This is a genomic window from Synechococcus sp. H60.1, assembly GCF_047462335.1.
GTDB lineage: Bacteria > Cyanobacteriota > Cyanobacteriia > Thermostichales > Thermostichaceae > Thermostichus.
In genome coordinates this window covers 1-15,300 of record NZ_JANSJA010000070.1, presented here as the reverse complement: position 1 = coordinate 15,300, position 15,300 = coordinate 1, and the positions used below count along the sequence as shown (strand labels likewise).

The following is a 15,300-nucleotide window of genomic DNA, read 5'->3' as shown; positions in this document are numbered from 1 at the left end:
CGGGAAGGGAAGCATTTTCGTTGTGTGAACCCGGCCTGTGGCTGGGAAGGGGATGCAGATTTGAACGGTGCCAACGTCATTGCGCTTTTGGGGGTCGCTGTAAACCGGCCTAGAGGCCCGTGGTTGGCTTGCCAACTACAGGGCTACAGAAAACCCGCTCCGTACCGCTTAGCGGTCGGAGCCGGGTAGTTTACGTCTGCCGCGACAAGAGTCTACCTCTCCTAGCGGGCGCTCTCGTTTTTGGGGCTGACAGCGTTGAGAGCTAGCATCATCCACTCGGAAAATTCATCGCGGCGGAAAACCTGAGGGCAAGAGCGCGGGCCAAAACGCAGCAGGCTGGGCATGCCGTACTCCTTGAGGCGGTTCTGCAGCCAGGTGCCAACGCCAGTTTTGCCATCATTGGGCATTTCGGTTTGGAAGTCGCTGTACATCAGCAACAACTGGCTGCGAGATTGGAGCACAGCATTCTCTTGGATCAACTTCGGCAGAGAGAGGCTGGCGGCTGAGTTAGCTCCTTTAATACCTTTGGCCGATTCACGGCGACGGCTGCGGGAGCGGGAGTTAGCACTTTCGCGGTTCTTACGGGCTTTCGGTTCAATGGTCATAGAATCTCCTAGACGACTGAGTGGTTCCGCAAAAGGGGTAAAAGCCGGAACTCGCAGGCTGGGGACAGAGCCCGCCGAGGAAGGTAGCTCGATGAGTAGTCCAATGCTGGGCAACCGCTGAGAAGAGGGACACACGCTCTCAGTTAAGCAAAGGGAGAACTCCGCCAGCTTGCCACAAAAGCTCGAGGTTCCTTGCCTGCGGCAGCAATCTACAGCGCGTCGAGTTCCTGGCCGTCCATCCGAGACTTGTCTTCGTCTTCCCTGCCGGAGGTTAGTTTGGTTACCACAGATCCGCAGGGTAAAGGATCCCAGATGCTACCTTTTATATTGGCCTAAAACTGAACAGATGGACACTCTCTGGTCGAGAACAAATTTAGGTCTGAAGGTTTTGTCGCCCGTTGCGGATCACCCGCAGCGACTCCAACAGCCGCAACTCTAGGTCTTGCAAAACCTGATCCACGTAACGATGGGCCTCCCGCTGGAGACGCTCCGACTCCTGGAGCGTCTGTCGCCGCACCTCCTCGCTCTGTTGGTAGGTTTGCCGCAGCAACTGTTCTGCCTGCGCTTGAGCCTGGCGTACGATGGTCGATTCGCTAACGAGCTGCTCGGCGCGGCGCTGGGCCATGGCCACGATCTCCTGGGCGTAGCGATGGGCCTCGGCCAAAATTTGATCCCGCTGGCGCAGCACCTCCTCGGCTTCCTCCAAGGCCGTGGGCAGGTTGAGGCGGATGAAGTCCAACTGCTCCAGAATGCTCTCTTCGTCGATAAGGGTGCGAGACCAGAACAGACGAGGACTGCTGAGAATGGCTGCCTCCAGTTGATCCAAAGCTTCCTGGACGCGCATCAGCGCCAGGGTCTGTTCCCCAGGCAGGTCACCGGCGCGATTGGGGGCATCGGGGGGCAATTCTCGCATCAGGCCAGAGGGTGGGTGGCTGTGCTGAGCTGAGCAGGCAGGATAACGCCTACCATATCAGGTTCTCACCGTCTTGAGCCTGGGCGGCTTCCCCCTGGTTCCCAGCCCTCTTCAGCCGGGGGACAGAGACCAACATCTGTGGCAGACTGAGGGGAAGTTGTTGGATTGCGATCTGCCCATGCCACAGCCGCAGACTCCCCGTCGACTGGAAGACCAATTTGTGGAGAATGTCTCCCGCTACCCTACCTATTTCATTACCGTCTTGCTGGGGGGGATCTGGGCCGGCTTACAGCCTTTTGTTAAGCTGTACCGCAAAAGCCCGACGTCGGCAGCCCTGGTTGTGCTGGGATCCCTGGCTCTACTGTTGTTTATTTACTTCACGCTGCGGGGGATGACGGGGAACACTTTCTTGCCGGAATGGATGTTGCGCTGGGGCCATTGGGGATGAGCGAAGCTGTCCAGTGGACACCGGAGGCAGGGGTGCGCCTCAAGAAAATTCCCTTTTTTGTCCGCCCAGCCGCCCCTGAGAAGAAAGTGCTCTGCACTGCTCATGGGAACGAGAAGTTTGAGAAATCCGCGATCCAAGAGATCAGGGCGGCGGTTTATGAGCAGGCGAGGCAAAAATTTGGCTCCTGAGGGATCCCCCTTCCTGGCCGTAGCAGAGAGATTGGGTTTGTCGCTAGCTTGGTAGAGGCGTTCTCCTCTGTTTTTTGCAACTCATGGCAGATTGGATCCTGTTGGCACTGGTGGGTTCGACAACCTACCTGCTGCTGCAAAAAAGTGTGGCCCGCCTCTCCAAGGTGCCCTGGCGGATCCTGTGGCTGGTGATGATGATGCCCCCTTTGATCTGGGTGCTGGGGCGTCAGGTGTTTCAGTACGAAATGCCCCCCTTGCTCATGTTGGGGCTATTTCTGGCCTCCTATTTTACCAGCATGACTTTGGTGCGCCGGGGGCGCCTCCGACCCCCCACGGCGGGCTCTCAACCTGGGGCGGAAAACACCTCGCCGGTTGTGGGATCGGATCGCGAGTCTTTGCCGGAAGCAGAGGAAGAAGAGGAGGACAGTGCTGCAGATCCAGTCTCGGCGGCTATTGCCCACACCCCCATCTCGGAGGTGCCGCGGGAAAAGCTCAACCACTGCTTCCCCTGGAATGTTTTTTATTTGCAAAGCGTAGAATACCGTCCCCAGGCGATTATCTGCCGGGGCAATTTGCGGGCGGATCCCACGGAAGCCTATGAGCGGGTGCAGCGCAATGTCGAAAACACTTTCGGCAAACGCTTCTTGGTGGTGCTTCAGGAGGGGTTTGCCGGCAAGCCTTTTTTTGCCCTGGTGCCCAACCCAGCGGCGCGGCGCTCCCTAACCCGTCAGGAAGAATGGCCTCTGCTGGCGCTGGGGCTACTGCTGTTTACCTTTTGGACAACTCTAACTGCCGGCGCCCAGGCGGCTGGGGTCAGCCCTGATCGGTTGCTGCATCTGCCCTCGCTGCTACAAGGGCTGCCCTATGCAGTGGGGATCCTGGCCATTCTGGGATCCCATGAGGGGATCCGCTACTGGGTGGCTCGCCGCCACGGCATCAAAACCTCGCTCCCCTATTTCATTCCGGTGCCTTTTGTTTTGGGAACTTTTGGGGCCTTCATTGAGCTGAAAGAACCGGTGCCCAACCGCAAGGTGCTGTTTGACATTGCCGTTGCCGGGCCGCTGGCAGGCAGCCTCGTTGCTTTGGCAATGTTGCTCCTGGGGCTAGCCTTTTCGACGCCTGCGGATCCTCCGGCAGTGCCAGAGGGGCAGCCGACCCCGATTAGCTTCCATCGCATCGATCCACGCCTATCGGTGCTGCTAGCAATCCTGGCGCGTATGGTGCTGGGGGATCAATTGCAGCCGGGCCAGGTGATCGATCTGCACCCCTTAGCCTTTGCCGGCTGGCTGGGTCTGGTGGTGGTTGCCTTTAACCTGGTGCCGGTGGGCCAACTGGATGGGGGCCATCTTGTCCACGCTGTCTATGGCCAGCAGATGGGGGCCAATGTGGGGCGAGTAACTCGCTGGCTGGTGCTGCTGCTGGCCTTGACGGTGCAGCCCTGGCTGTTATTGTGGGCGCTGCTGCTGTTTGTTATCTCCAGTGCCGACGAGCCGGCCCTCAACGACGTCACTGAGCTGGATGAGGGGCGGGAGCTGCTGGGGCTGGGGATGCTGACGTTGCTGGTGTTGATCCTGCTGCCGGTGCCACCCTTTTTGCAAACTTGGTTGGGCTTGGCCTAGTTCGGGGTAGGATCCAAACCACGCCTAACCAGCTCAGCCCTAGCCATGCCAGCAGGTTTAATTGTCCAGAAGTACGGCGGCACCTCCGTCGGCTCCATCGAGCGCATCCAAGCCGTGGCCCAGCGGGTGGCCCACACGGTGGATCAGGGCCAGCGGGTGGTGGTGGTGGTCTCAGCGATGGGGGAGGAAACCGATCGCCTAGTGGAACTGGGGGAACAGATCCTCCAGGGATCCCCGACCACGCCGGCCCAGTTGCGGGAGTGGGACATGCTTCTTTCCACCGGCGAGCAGGTAAGCATTGCCCTGCTGGCCTTGGCGTTGCAGCGCTTGGGCTGCCCTGCCGTTTCGCTGACGGCGACCCAGGTGGGCATTGTCACCACCCGGGATCACGGGCGGGCCCGCATCCTGCACATCCACACCGACCGCCTCTGGCAGCACTTGGAGCGGGGAGAGGTGGTGGTGGTGGCCGGCTTTCAGGGCATCACCAGCCCGGCGGAGCTGGAGATCACCACCCTGGGGCGGGGGGGATCCGACACCACGGCGGTGGCCTTGGCGGTGGCTTTGGGAGCAGAGCTGTGTGAGATCTACACCGATGTGCCGGGGATCTTCACCACCGACCCGCGCAAGGTACCCGAGGCCAGGCTGTTGCCAGAGATTACCGCCGACGAGATGCTGGAGCTGGCCAGCCTGGGAGCGCAGGTGCTCCACCCCCGCTCGGTGGAGATTGCCCGCAACTACGGCGTCAAGCTGCGGGTGCGCTCCAGCCTGGAGCCCTTGCAGGCGGGATCCGAGGGCACCCTCATTCTTTCTCCTCCTCCCCGTCCTCGCCCCGCCGATAGCAGCATTGAGCTGGGCCGGGCAGTGGATACGGTGGAGCTGGATTGGGATCAGGCCAAGGTGGTGTTGGTGGGAGTGCCGGATCGTCCGGGCATTGCCGCCCAACTGTTCCAGGAAATTGCGGCAGCCGGGATCAACGTCGATTTAATCCTGCAGTCGCTCCACCTCAGTGCAGCCGAGGGATCCCCTACCAACGACATTGCCTTTACCGTCAGCCGGGCGCAGGCAGCCCAGGCGGCAGCCGTGGCGCGGCAGGTGGGCCAGGAGCTGGGGTGTAGGGAAGTCCTCGTCGAGGAGGCGGTGGCCAAGGTCAGCATTGCCGGGGTGGGGATGATGGGTCGCCCGGGCATTGCCGCCGAGATGTTTCGAGTGCTGGCGGAAGCCGGGATCAATCTCCAGATGATCTCCATGTCGGAGATCAAGGTGAGCTGTGTGGTGGCTGCCGAGCGGGCTGGGGAGGCCGCCCTGGCGCTGGGGGAGGCGTTTCAGGTGATTCCCCATTTGCATCGGGTCACGGCAGCCCCTGGCCGGGATCCCCTCCCCAGCGACCACCCGGTGCGGGGCGTTGCCCTGGATCTGAAGCAGTCGCGGCTGGGCATCCGCAAGGTGCCGGATCGTCCGGGGACGGCTGCCCATCTGTTCGGACGCCTGGCCGAGGCCGGGATTATCGTGGACACCATCATCCAAAGCCAGCGGGGCTACCACAACGGCATCCCCAGTAACGACATCGCCTTTACGGTGCCTCAGGATCAGGCCAGGGCGGCCGAGGCCGTGTGCCGGCAGGTGGCCGAGGAACTGCAGGCGGCGGGGGTCGAAGCCGACCACGACATCGCTAAGGTGAGCATCGTCGGTGCCGGGATGGAAATTTATCCCGGCGTGGCGGCGCACTTTTTTGCTGCCTTGGCCGACGCCGGGATCAACATCGAGATGATCGCCACCTCGGAGATCAAGGTAAGCTGCGTAGTGCGACAGGAGCAGGGAATCCACGCTCTGCAAGCTGCCCACCGCGCCTTTGAACTCGACCGAGCCTAGTCGGCTTTGGCTGCCAACAGCAGGGGGAAGTGGTGGGCGTTGGGGGCGTGCATGGCCTGGATCCCCAGGTTGGCGCGGTTGACCAGGTCGGCGTAGGTGGGGATGAACCGGCCCTGGCCGTCCAGGATGGACTGGTTGAAGTTAAAGCCGTTGAGGTTAAAGGCCATCATCCCAATGCCAATGGCTGCCGCCCAAATCCCTACGGTCGGCAGGGCCGCCATCCAGAAGTGAACGGAGCGGCTGTTGCGCCAGCCAAGGCCGGGGATCCCCAGCCGCCCCAAAAAGGCATAGTGGCCGGCCAGGAAGTTGTAGGTGACTTCTTCTTGGCCGAAGCGGTAGCCGGCATTGGCCGACTCCTCTTCCGAAGTCTCCCGGATCAGGCTAGACATCACTAGGGAGCCGTGTAGAGACGCCAGCAGGGCGCCGCCAAACACCCCGGCTACCCCCAGCCAACTGGTGGGGTGCATCAAGATGTTGTGTTCCGCCTGGAAGGCCAGCATGAAGTGGAAGGTGCCGGCAATCCCCAGCGGCAGCCCTTCCGAGAAGCTGCCCTGGCCAATGGGGTAGACCAAGAGCACCGCTGTAGCGGCAGCCGCCGGCGCAGAAAAGGCCACCGCAATCCAGGGGCGCATGCCCAGCCGGTAGCTCAACTCCCACTGCCGGCCAAGGTAGCACCACACCCCAAGGAGAAAGTGGAGCACGATGAGCTGGTAGGGGCCGCCGTTGTAGAGCCACTCATCCAAAGAGGCGGCTTCCCAGATGGGGTAAAAGTGCAGGGCAATGGCGGCTGAGGTGGGCACCACCGCTGCAGAAATGAGGTTGTTGCCCCCCAACAAAGAGCCAATCACCGGCTCGCGGATCCCGTCCATATCGACCGGCGGCGCGGCAATGAAGGCAATTACAAAACAAAAGGCTGCCGCCAAAAACGTTGGGATCATCAATACACCAAACCAGCCAATGTAAAGCCGGTTTTCGGTGCTGGTGATCCACTGACAAAAACTTTCCCAACTCCACAGCCGCCGCGCAGCAGCGGAGCGACGAATGACCGTACTCATAGGCCAACTCCTAGAAAATTTCAGCAAAGCCATCTCCCCCCTGCCTTTGCCGAACCGATCTCAGGAGCCCCTTCGACAAGGCCTAGGGGAGCTTTCTTCCAAACTAGACAGTTTTCGGGATGCCGACAGGGATCTCTAACGTGTGCAGCCAGAATGTGAAACAAGTTGATGTATCGATACAAATAGGCAAATCAGTGTTGCAATTTTGATGCCTTGGTCTCGGCTTTTCCTGGGCAGCCAAGGCCACTTTCTCCAGCCGAGAACTTCAGAATTTCTTAAGGTGAAGGTTTTAAGAATTTCTTCAGAAAGGTAACCCAAGAAGACTGAGATCTATCGTCCAATTTCGGCGTGAAACTCCTGCAGGGACTTCACCTGCAGGGATCCCGACTGCAGGGCCCGGATGGCGGCGGCAGTGGCTTTGGCCCCGGCCAGGGTAGTAACCAAGGGGATCTTGTAGGCCAAGGCAGTGCGCCGGATCTTCCGCCCATCCTGTTGAGCTTCGCTGCCGGAAGGGGTATTGACAATAAGCTGAATCTGGTGATTTTTGATGGCGTCGATGACGTGGGGCCGGCCCTCGTGCAGCTTGAGCACCTTCTCGACAGGGATCCCGTGTTGGGCCAGAACTTTTTGCGTGCCGGCAGTGGCCAGCAGACGAAAGCCCAGCTTGACAAACTCTTGAGCCACCGGGATCACGGCCTGCTTGTCGCGATCGCTGACGCTGATGAATACCGTGCCCCCTAGGGGCAGGTTCTGGCCGGCAGCCAGTTGCGCCTTGGCAAAGGCACGGCCAAAGTCGGTGTCAATCCCCATCACCTCGCCGGTGGAGCGCATCTCCGGCCCCAGCAGCGTGTCGGTACCAGGAAACTTGTGAAACGGCAGCACCGCCTCCTTGACAGCCACGTAGGGTGGGATCACCTCCTGGGTAAAGCCCAGCTCCGCCAGGGTTTTGCCGCTCATCACCTGGGCGGCATAATCGGCCAGAGGGTGGCCAATGGCCTTGCTGACAAATGGTACGGTGCGGGAAGCGCGCGGGTTGGCCTCCAGGACGTAGACCTGCTCCTTCTGGACGGCGTATTGCACGTTAATAAGCCCCACCACCTTGAGAGCTTGGGCCAGCTTCACCGTCCAGTCGCGAATCACCTGCAGCACCTCGGGGCTGAGGGTGCGGCTGGGCAAGACGCAGGCGGAATCCCCCGAGTGGATCCCGGCCTGCTCGATGTGCTCTAGGATCCCGCCAATGGTTACAGCCCCGGTGCGGTCGGCAATGGCATCTACGTCCACCTCCACCGCGTCCTCCAAAAACTGATCCACCAGCACGGGACGGTCGGGATCCACCGCCACCGCCAGTTGCATGTAGCGCTGCAGGTCTTGATCCGAATAGACAATCTCCATGGCCCGTCCCCCCAGCACATAGCTGGGCCGCACCACCACCGGGTAGCCGATGCGGCGGGCAATTTCCAGGCTTTCTTCCACGCTGCGGGCAATGCCGTTGGCCGGTTGGCGAATATCCAGCTCCCGCAAGATGCGCTCGAAGCGCCCGCGATCCTCGGCTATGTCGATGGAGTCGGGGGAAGTGCCCCAGATGGGTGCCTGGGCTGCTGCCAGCCCCTGGGCCAGTTTCAGGGGGGTTTGGCCGCCAAACTGCACGATCAGGCCCACCGGCTGCTCAGCTTCGACCAGGTTCATCACCTCTTCGTGAGTGAGGGGCTCAAAGTAGAGGCGATCGGCGGTGTCATAGTCGGTGGAAACCGTCTCGGGGTTGGAGTTGACCATGATGGTCTCATATCCGAGGCGGCTGAGGGCAAAGGCAGCATGGCAGCAGCAGTAGTCGAACTCGATCCCTTGGCCGATGCGGTTGGGGCCGCCCCCCAGGATCATCACCTTCGGCTTGGCGGTGGGGAAGGTCTCGGATTCGCTCTCGTAGGTGGAGTACTGGTAGGGGGTGGTCGCCTCGAACTCGGCAGCGCAGGTGTCCACCGTCTTGTAGGTGGGGATCACCCCCAGTTGCTTACGGCGATCCCGCACCTGAGCTTCGCTGGAGCCGGTCAGGTGGGCAATTTGTCGGTCGCTGAAGCCCATTTGCTTGAGGTGGCGCAGATCCTCAGCACTCAGGGATCCCAGCTCCCGCCCCTTGAGGGCTTGTTCCACTTCCACCAGCTCCTGCAGCTTGTCGATAAACCAGGGATCAATGTGGGTGAGCTGGGCAATTTCCTGAACGGAAAAACCCATGAGCAGGGCGGTGCGAATGGTCAAGAGGCGAAAGGGGTTGGGGGTGCGCAGGTTGGCCCGCACCTCCTCTGGGGTGGGGAAGACTTCCGGCCGGTCGCTGCCAAAGCCGGGGCGGTCGATCTCCAGGGATCGCAGCGCCTTCTGGAGGGATTCCTGGAAGGTGCGGCCAATGGCCATCGCCTCCCCCACCGACTTCATCTGGGTGGTCAAGACCGGCTCCGAACCGGGGAACTTCTCAAAGGCAAAGCGGGGGATCTTGGTGACCACATAGTCGAGGGTAGGCTCGAAGCTGGCCGGAGTTTTGCGGGTAATGTCGTTGGGGAGCTCCGGCAGCGTGTAGCCCACGGCCAGCTTGGCGGCAATCTTGGCAATGGGGAAGCCGGTGGCCTTGCTGGCCAAAGCAGAAGAGCGGGAAACCCGCGGGTTCATCTCAATCACCCGCACTTCACCGTTGGCGGGGTTGACGGCAAACTGCACGTTGGATCCCCCCGTTTCCACCCCGATCTCGCGCATGATGGCGATGGCGTAGTCGCGCAGCCGCTGGTACTCCTTGTCAGTAAGGGTCTGGGCCGGGGCCACGGTGATGGAGTCGCCGGTGTGTACCCCCATGGGGTCGATGTTTTCAATCGAGCAGATGATCACCACGTTGTCCGCCAGATCCCGCATCACCTCCAGCTCAAACTCCTTCCAGCCAATCACCGACTCTTCCACCAGGATCTGGGAGACCGGGCTGGCCTCGAGGCCGGCGGCGCAGATCTCTTCAAATTCTTCTTGGTTGTAGGCCACGCCGCCGCCCGTGCCCCCTAGGGTATAGGCGGGGCGGATGATGAGGGGATAGCCAATCTCTTGGGCAATCTGCTTGGCTTCGGCCAGGCTGCGGGCCAACCCTGAGCGGGGCACGGCCAGGCCAAGCCGCTGCATTGCCTGCTTAAAGAGCTCCCGATCCTCCGCCTTTTCAATGGCCTCCCGCTTGGCCCCAATTAGCTCCACGCCGTAGCGATCTAGGATCCCGCGCCGGGCCAGCTCCACCGCTACATTTAAGGCCGTCTGACCCCCCATGGTGGGGAGCAGGGCATCGGGGCGCTCCCGCTCGATGATCTGGGCCACGAAGTCCGCCGTCACCGGCTCGATGTAGACGCGATCCGCCATACTGGGATCCGTCATGATGGTGGCCGGGTTGGAGTTGACCAGGATCACCTCGTAGCCCTCCTCTCGCAAGGCTTTGCAGGCTTGGGTGCCGGAGTAGTCAAACTCGCAGGCTTGGCCAATAACGATCGGCCCCGCTCCAATGAGCAAGATTTTGTGGATATCGGTGCGGCGTGGCATAGGGATCCCAGAGGTGGCAGGGTCAGCCTTCTATTGTAGAGGTCGCCTGCAGGTCAAGTTGCTCGTCGGGCGGGGAAACTTGCACGTTGATGCTGTCATCGCTATCTTCGCGGCAAAGCCATCCATGAAGCCATTGATTGAGGAGGTTGGATTTAGTACTCAACTTTCTGGACATTTACGGGCATAGCAGTACAACGGCATTGCTAATTTCAGGAGAAAAGTTATCCAGCGGTATGTCTGTCTTAAGGAAGCAACGAAAATCTTGAGAGTCCACGAAAACACTTAGCGATGGTGGGAAGCAGAAGGTAAAATTAGAGCCATCAAAATGCCATCTGGGCAAAGGCAATATGACATCGGTACTTAGGTGCTCTAGGGTTCTTCCTTAGGGCTTTGAGGGATTCCTCCCTTTCTGTCAGCAATGATGGAATTGCAATCGTTGCATCGTCCGGATCATATCCGTATTGTGCAGCGTAAATGAATCAGACGCTCCATGACCACTCTAATTGTTCTCTAATTGTTCGCAACGTTGATGAGGCCATTGTCAAAGCCCTTAAAGAAAAGGAGAGGCGTCACGGCGCGAGTGCAGAAGACGAACATCGCAAAATCCTGGAGCAAGTCTTACTCCAACTTGCAAAAAAAGTCCTTTGCCAAGTGCTCAGATCGATCCCAAACGTTGGTGAAGATTCGGACTTCGAGCGGCTACAAGAAGATAACACAACCTACAATTATTTGCTTGACACGAAGGTTATCAACCCCTTAAAGCCCTCATAACAAGCCGCGGTAGCGAATAAAAATTAAAATCGCCGCCCAGGATCCCAGCGCCACCTTGATGGCCACCAAAATGTTGAGAATTGGGATCCAGCCGCCGCTGAAAAGGGATCCCAGATCGCCCCTGGGCAATTGCCAACCGGCAAGGGCCAGCATCGCCGCTGCAATAAAAGCCACCACTGAGAGCTTTTCCCAAGTGGCAGCTCGCCATCGCTGGTAAACCGACTCCATCCAGGCAGAAGAAGCAGTAATGGCAACTAGACCGATAGCCGTTCCCCCTGCCACACCGGCAGCGAAGCCTCCCCCCGGCGTCAGGTGTCCTCGAATTGCCAGCTCCACTGCAATCAGGGCAGAAATGGTGGCCCCCACCCGCGCCAACACAATTGAGGGAATATCGGTAAACTGAGCTACATTGGCCGTCGGTCGCTCATCCGCCAGCAGGTATTGGGCACCCAAAATTGCCGTAGAAAACACAACTACTTCGAAAACCGTGTCGTAAAGGCGGTTGCGCAAGATCAGGCCCGTCACCGTATTGGGCACACCGCTTTCTCTGGCTAGAGTCGATACAGGCTCAACCGCAGGCAAAACAGCTCCCGCATCGGCGACCATGAGCTGCACCGCCGCCAACAGCACTGCCATGCCATACAGCCATCTCATGGGGCAAGAACCTCGGAGGACAGAGTTTGCTGGGCCAAAATCTCTTGCAGGCGAGGCACCCGGGTGAGCAGGCGATACTCCTCTGTTTCACTGCCAGCCTCAAGGGCCATGGTGTGTATCTCTCGGTTGCGAAGGGCTGCCGCTAAGGCCTCCACACTCTCATAGGCAGCCAATTCCAAACGCATATGGAGCGGCTGCAGACCCCGACGAATTTGCTGGAGCAGACGCTGGGCCGCCTCCGTCTTGGCCTCCAGCAGCGGGCTACCTTCCAAAACGCCCAGGCGCATGCTCAGGGAGGAGCGGACAGCAATAGCGTAGAGAGTAATGGAAAGCATGGTGCCCACCAGGGCTTCCGTCAAGGCCACATCCGCTGCCCCAAAGAGGGCATAGATCAAAGCGGCAATAGCCCCCAAAATGCCTCGCATCACTAGGGCGTGATAGGGGTTGGTCTGGGTCACGACCAAGGCAGCCGTCAAGGGCAACAGCAGAGCGATCACCAGCAACAAGGTCTCTTCCATCCTGTCCTCCTATAGGGACTTGCGCTGCGAGCAAAACGCCAGCACATAGCCCAAGATGGTGTTCCAAATGGCCAAGGAAATCAGCGCCAACACCAGCAGAGGCCACTCCCTGGGGATCCGCAGCAACAGCCCCAGCATGATGCTCATGGATCCCAGGGTGTCGGACACCGAAAGGCCGTGCAGCTTAAACAAAATGGAGCGATCTCCAAGGAGCGGTGCCGTTCCCCACAGCCAAAACAGCACCCCGATCCCAAATAGGAGATAGCTGAGAGCTTCCACCAAAACTTCCATATTCCTCCCGACCCAGTTAAAGCATTTCTAGGCGCTTGAGCACGTGGGCCAGCAGCATCAGGGCTGCATTGCCCACCGACAAAATCAAGACCCCCACAATCCCGATCATCCAGTCATCTCGCACCACAGATACCACCAAAACCAGGATGGCCGTCTTGGTGGATAAGCTGGCAAAAGCCAGCATCGTCTGCCAAATATCCTCCTTTAGCCAGGCGGCATACAGCGGCAGGCATAGGGTCAGGATCAGCAGAAACAGCAGTAGGTTCACGCCTCCTCCCGCGGCTTGAGCAGATGCACCTCGTAGGTGCCTTGGGCATCGCAATTGAGCACAATGGTTTTGGGCGTAAAAGTAATCAAAAAGATATCGAGAAACACCAGTCCCGCTGAACGATTGGGGAGAGTTTGTTTGTATACAACTTCCTCTACGGTGTGGGGCCTGAGGATCATCTCAAAGGCCTCCCAGTAAGCTTTCGGAACGGCGAAAACAATCTCCTTGAGCACCCGCCCCCAATCCCGCCACCGCACCGGCGCAGAAGCCTGTCGGGGAAGCAGCAGCGTCGCCGCTACCCCGATGGCCACATTGTCCCAACTCAGATTACCCGTCAGCAAAAACCAAATCAAAAGCCGCAGGCCAATTTCCAGTAAGCCCAACTCAGGGTAGCGCCACATGGTTCACTCTACTTAGCAGAATCCAGACCAGCACCAACACCACACTCAAGCCGCCCACCACTGCCTCTAGCCCTTCATCCAGCCGCCATCCCTTCACAGGGATCCGCTCCCAAAACCAGCCCAGGGGGATCCCGAGGCCCAAGCTAAGGAACGCCTTGATGAGATTATCGACGTCATAGGCCGCCGGCAGCCAGAACCAGAGCAAGCCCCCGCCCCAAAGGACTAGGGCCACCTTGTCTGGCCATGCCGGGGTAGTGTCCCCGTTGGTTTGAGAAGGAAAAGCCCGCAGCACCCGCACGGCTATGCAGGTGGTGCCGACAGTAACCCCCACCAGCAGCCACTCGTGCCAGGGATCCAGAGACGACAAGCTAAGAGCCTTGGCCGCATAGCCCAAAGTGCCGGGCACTCCTGCTAGCGAGGCCGTCCCCAAGATCAGCAGCGGCCAGCGCCAGCAATTGGTTATCGCAGCCCCAACGAACAACAAGGGCTTCGCCAGCCCATGGGCCAGACCGTACAAACCCGCCCACTGGGGTGCAGCGATGACAAATCCCATCTGCGACACCGAGCTCCAGGCCAAAAGGCGCTGAGGCGTGCTGGCCATCAAAGCCAGAAGGATCCCAAAGACCGCCGCGCCTGCACTGAAGTAGGGCAGTCCCTGCACCAAGAGGGGCGAGAACTCGCTGCAGCGCACAAGGGCCATGGCGCCTGCTTTTGTAGTAAAACCGCTGAGCACCGCCGCGATGACAGGATCGGCAGTGGCGTAGGTGAGGGGCAGCCACAGGCCGGCGACAAAGACCGCCCCCTTGGCCAGAAGGCCAACGGCAATCAAGGCCAGAGCCGTGGGGTCGGCCAGGGCCAAGCCGCTCATCGCCAGGGATCCGGTGCGCACATAGACCAGGATTGCGCCCATCAAGTAGAAGAGCATGGCCACATTGCTCATGAACAGGTAGCGCAGCCCCACCCAGAGCTGACGGTCGCGAGAGCGGTGCGGGGCGCTTTCCCCCAGCATCGGCTGGGACTCTGCTCGGCGACTGTAGGTGAGCAGCAAAAACACGCCGATACTGAGCACCTCCAGGGCCACATAGACGCTGATCAGGTCAGCGCTGATGACGACGGCGTTGGCGCTGCCATGGACGATTAACAACTGCATGGCCAGAAAGCGGCTGCCCACAAAGCGCCGATCCAGATACAGGGCTACCCCAAGGGTGACCAGGCCGTGGGCCAGGAGCATAGCCGCGGCGTTGCCATCGATCCGCAGCGTCACCCCGAAGTGATCCAGCAACTGGAGCTCCAACGGCGCAGCAGTTGCCCCTGGCAGGCCTCCCTGCCGCACTGCGTAGGCTATCGTCAGTCCAGCCATGATGACCAGGCCGGGACGGGTCAAAGCCGGCAGCAAGTAGGTGGCGAAGGCCAGCCAAAAGGGCAGTGCCACCCAGACCAACGTAAGTTCGGTCGTCAGCTCAGTCATCAGCTACCGCCTGCTCAATACTCTCCACTTCCAGGGTGGGATGATTGCGGGACAGCTTCATCACCCCCACTAACATCAGAGCTTGCACCGACAGGCCGATGACGATGGCCGTGAGGATGATTCCTTGCGGAACCGGGTCGGCATAGTCCACCTGGCGCCAGGGCTTGTAGATGGGAGTGAACACGCCGGTGCGGGCGGCCCAAATGACAAAAAAGGCGATAACCCCGGTGCTCATCACATCCATGGCCAAGATTTTCATGATTAGATTTCGCTTGACCACCACTCCCCAAAAGCCCAGCAGGATCGTAAGGACAATTGCAGCGTGTACCATGGGTACCTTGCCGTTTGAGCCTCGACGGTGATTCCGGTATTTCTGTAGTCCATTTAGCTAGAAACCGCAGAACCCCGCCCTGTAGCCGTAGGGCCAGGGCTGGGAGGAATGCAGATGACGTCGTATAGTTGTAACATGACCCAAGTTTTAACTGTCTCCTGCAAGCTCAAGGTATCTGGGTCGCAAGCCGCCAAGCTGGAGGCGACTCTGGATGCGTTTGCACAAGCACTCCTCGCGCCAGCGGGCCGGAGGCCTTACTGGGTCAACCAAAACACGCCAGAGAAGGTGGTCAACGCCGTCAAGCTTCAATCGCTCTGCTACCGCGAAATTCGTACCCGCTTTGGGC

General features: G+C 59.8%; 16 protein-coding genes and 2 pseudogenes. 7 read left to right on the top strand and 11 right to left on the bottom strand.

Features of this window, described 5'->3' with window-relative positions; translation table 11 throughout:
* Window positions 1-189: pseudogene (locus tag NW852_RS04080) on the top strand (RNA-guided endonuclease TnpB family protein); the annotation flags it as partial.
* A 32-nt stretch (window positions 190-221) separates the two neighbouring features.
* On the opposite strand, the gene NW852_RS04075 reads toward NW852_RS04080, so the two are convergent.
* Complete coding sequence (locus NW852_RS04075; RefSeq protein WP_414365834.1) at window positions 222-605, bottom strand: hypothetical protein; 384 nt, start codon at window positions 603-605, stop codon at window positions 222-224.
* 373 nt (window positions 606-978) lie between these two features.
* Window positions 979-1,518 (bottom strand): ATP synthase F0 subunit B, encoded by a 540-nt coding sequence (locus tag NW852_RS04070; protein WP_414365835.1) that lies wholly within the window; start codon window positions 1,516-1,518, stop codon window positions 979-981.
* Window positions 1,519-1,696: 178 nt separating this feature from the next.
* Here NW852_RS04070 and NW852_RS04065 point away from each other — a divergent pair, with 178 nt between their 5' ends.
* The 4 genes from NW852_RS04065 to NW852_RS04050 all read left to right on the top strand — a co-directional run bounded on the left by NW852_RS04065 (window position 1,697) and on the right by NW852_RS04050 (window position 5,642).
* Entirely contained in the window at window positions 1,697-1,966 is a 270-nt protein-coding gene (locus tag NW852_RS04065) for a DUF751 family protein (protein WP_414365836.1), read from the top strand.
* Window positions 1,963-2,154 (top strand): PCP reductase family protein, encoded by a 192-nt coding sequence (locus NW852_RS04060; RefSeq protein ID WP_414370330.1) that lies wholly within the window; start codon window positions 1,963-1,965, stop codon window positions 2,152-2,154. Before NW852_RS04065 ends, NW852_RS04060 begins: the two co-directional genes overlap by 4 nt.
* An 83-nt stretch (window positions 2,155-2,237) precedes the next feature.
* On the top strand, window positions 2,238-3,773 hold the full coding sequence (locus tag NW852_RS04055) for a site-2 protease family protein (protein WP_414370331.1): 1,536 nt from the start codon (window positions 2,238-2,240) through the stop codon (window positions 3,771-3,773).
* A 45-nt stretch (window positions 3,774-3,818) separates the two neighbouring features.
* The gene (locus NW852_RS04050) at window positions 3,819-5,642 is read left to right on the top strand and encodes an aspartate kinase (protein WP_414370333.1); all 1,824 of its coding nucleotides are present in this window, start codon (window positions 3,819-3,821) and stop codon (window positions 5,640-5,642) included.
* Here NW852_RS04050 and NW852_RS04045 read toward each other — a convergent pair.
* Both NW852_RS04045 and carB read right to left on the bottom strand, forming a co-directional pair.
* Entirely contained in the window at window positions 5,639-6,697 is a 1,059-nt protein-coding gene (locus NW852_RS04045) for a Photosystem Q(B) protein 1 (protein WP_414370334.1), read from the bottom strand. The two genes, NW852_RS04050 and NW852_RS04045, sit on opposite strands and share 4 nt — an antisense overlap.
* A 330-nt stretch (window positions 6,698-7,027) precedes the next feature.
* The gene (gene carB / locus NW852_RS04040; protein ID WP_414370335.1) at window positions 7,028-10,252 is read right to left on the bottom strand and encodes a carbamoyl-phosphate synthase large subunit; all 3,225 of its coding nucleotides are present in this window, start codon (window positions 10,250-10,252) and stop codon (window positions 7,028-7,030) included.
* A 474-nt stretch (window positions 10,253-10,726) separates the two neighbouring features.
* On the opposite strand from carB, the gene NW852_RS04035 reads away from it, so the two are divergent.
* Window positions 10,727-11,023 carry a FitA-like ribbon-helix-helix domain-containing protein gene (locus NW852_RS04035; protein ID WP_414370337.1) on the top strand — a complete coding sequence of 99 codons (297 nt, stop codon included), beginning with the start codon at window positions 10,727-10,729 and terminating at the stop codon, window positions 11,021-11,023.
* On the opposite strand, the gene NW852_RS04030 is transcribed toward NW852_RS04035, so the two are convergent.
* From NW852_RS04030 to NW852_RS04000, 7 genes are read right to left on the bottom strand one after another with little or no spacing between them, the layout of a single operon-like run.
* The gene (locus tag NW852_RS04030) at window positions 11,018-11,677 is read right to left on the bottom strand and encodes a Na(+)/H(+) antiporter subunit B (RefSeq protein WP_414370338.1); all 660 of its coding nucleotides are present in this window, start codon (window positions 11,675-11,677) and stop codon (window positions 11,018-11,020) included. The genes NW852_RS04035 and NW852_RS04030 overlap by 6 nt on opposite strands.
* Entirely contained in the window at window positions 11,674-12,195 is a 522-nt protein-coding gene (locus tag NW852_RS04025) for a DUF4040 domain-containing protein (RefSeq protein WP_414365843.1), read from the bottom strand. Before NW852_RS04025 ends, NW852_RS04030 begins: the two co-directional genes overlap by 4 nt.
* 9 nt (window positions 12,196-12,204) lie before the next feature.
* On the bottom strand, window positions 12,205-12,486 hold the full coding sequence (locus tag NW852_RS04020) for a monovalent cation/H(+) antiporter subunit G (RefSeq protein WP_011430583.1): 282 nt from the start codon (window positions 12,484-12,486) through the stop codon (window positions 12,205-12,207).
* 16 nt (window positions 12,487-12,502) lie between these two features.
* A complete protein-coding gene (locus tag NW852_RS04015) occupies window positions 12,503-12,754 on the bottom strand; it encodes a hypothetical protein (RefSeq protein WP_414365844.1) in 252 nt (83 codons plus the stop codon).
* On the bottom strand, window positions 12,751-13,155 hold the full coding sequence (locus NW852_RS04010) for a Na+/H+ antiporter subunit E (protein WP_414365845.1): 405 nt from the start codon (window positions 13,153-13,155) through the stop codon (window positions 12,751-12,753). Before NW852_RS04010 ends, NW852_RS04015 begins: the two co-directional genes overlap by 4 nt.
* The gene (locus NW852_RS04005) at window positions 13,139-14,623 is read right to left on the bottom strand and encodes a cation:proton antiporter (RefSeq protein ID WP_414370339.1); all 1,485 of its coding nucleotides are present in this window, start codon (window positions 14,621-14,623) and stop codon (window positions 13,139-13,141) included. The genes NW852_RS04010 and NW852_RS04005 overlap by 17 nt, the downstream gene beginning before the upstream one ends.
* Complete coding sequence (locus NW852_RS04000) at window positions 14,616-14,954, bottom strand: cation:proton antiporter subunit C (RefSeq protein ID WP_414365847.1); 339 nt, start codon at window positions 14,952-14,954, stop codon at window positions 14,616-14,618. The genes NW852_RS04005 and NW852_RS04000 overlap by 8 nt, the downstream gene beginning before the upstream one ends.
* A gap of 135 nt (window positions 14,955-15,089) precedes the next feature.
* Here NW852_RS04000 and NW852_RS03995 point away from each other — a divergent pair.
* Window positions 15,090-15,300, top strand: a pseudogene (locus NW852_RS03995) (hypothetical protein); the annotation flags it as partial.

Coding starts and splice junctions, on each gene's coding strand:
- NW852_RS04075 (WP_414365834.1), bottom strand. CDS start 605: ATGACCATTGAACCGAAAGCCCGTAAGAACCGCGAAAGTGCTAACTCC.
- NW852_RS04070 (WP_414365835.1), bottom strand. CDS start 1,518: ATGCGAGAATTGCCCCCCGATGCCCCCAATCGCGCCGGTGACCTGCCT.
- NW852_RS04065 (WP_414365836.1), top strand. CDS start 1,697: ATGCCACAGCCGCAGACTCCCCGTCGACTGGAAGACCAATTTGTGGAG.
- NW852_RS04060 (WP_414370330.1), top strand. CDS start 1,963: ATGAGCGAAGCTGTCCAGTGGACACCGGAGGCAGGGGTGCGCCTCAAG.
- NW852_RS04055 (WP_414370331.1), top strand. CDS start 2,238: ATGGCAGATTGGATCCTGTTGGCACTGGTGGGTTCGACAACCTACCTG.
- NW852_RS04050 (WP_414370333.1), top strand. CDS start 3,819: ATGCCAGCAGGTTTAATTGTCCAGAAGTACGGCGGCACCTCCGTCGGC.
- NW852_RS04045 (WP_414370334.1), bottom strand. CDS start 6,697: ATGAGTACGGTCATTCGTCGCTCCGCTGCTGCGCGGCGGCTGTGGAGT.
- carB (WP_414370335.1), bottom strand. CDS start 10,252: ATGCCACGCCGCACCGATATCCACAAAATCTTGCTCATTGGAGCGGGG.
- NW852_RS04035 (WP_414370337.1), top strand. CDS start 10,727: ATGAATCAGACGCTCCATGACCACTCTAATTGTTCTCTAATTGTTCGC.
- NW852_RS04030 (WP_414370338.1), bottom strand. CDS start 11,677: ATGAGATGGCTGTATGGCATGGCAGTGCTGTTGGCGGCGGTGCAGCTC.
- NW852_RS04025 (WP_414365843.1), bottom strand. CDS start 12,195: ATGGAAGAGACCTTGTTGCTGGTGATCGCTCTGCTGTTGCCCTTGACG.
- NW852_RS04020 (WP_011430583.1), bottom strand. CDS start 12,486: ATGGAAGTTTTGGTGGAAGCTCTCAGCTATCTCCTATTTGGGATCGGG.
- NW852_RS04010 (WP_414365845.1), bottom strand. CDS start 13,155: ATGTGGCGCTACCCTGAGTTGGGCTTACTGGAAATTGGCCTGCGGCTT.
- NW852_RS04005 (WP_414370339.1), bottom strand. CDS start 14,623: ATGACTGAGCTGACGACCGAACTTACGTTGGTCTGGGTGGCACTGCCC.
- NW852_RS04000 (WP_414365847.1), bottom strand. CDS start 14,954: ATGGTACACGCTGCAATTGTCCTTACGATCCTGCTGGGCTTTTGGGGA.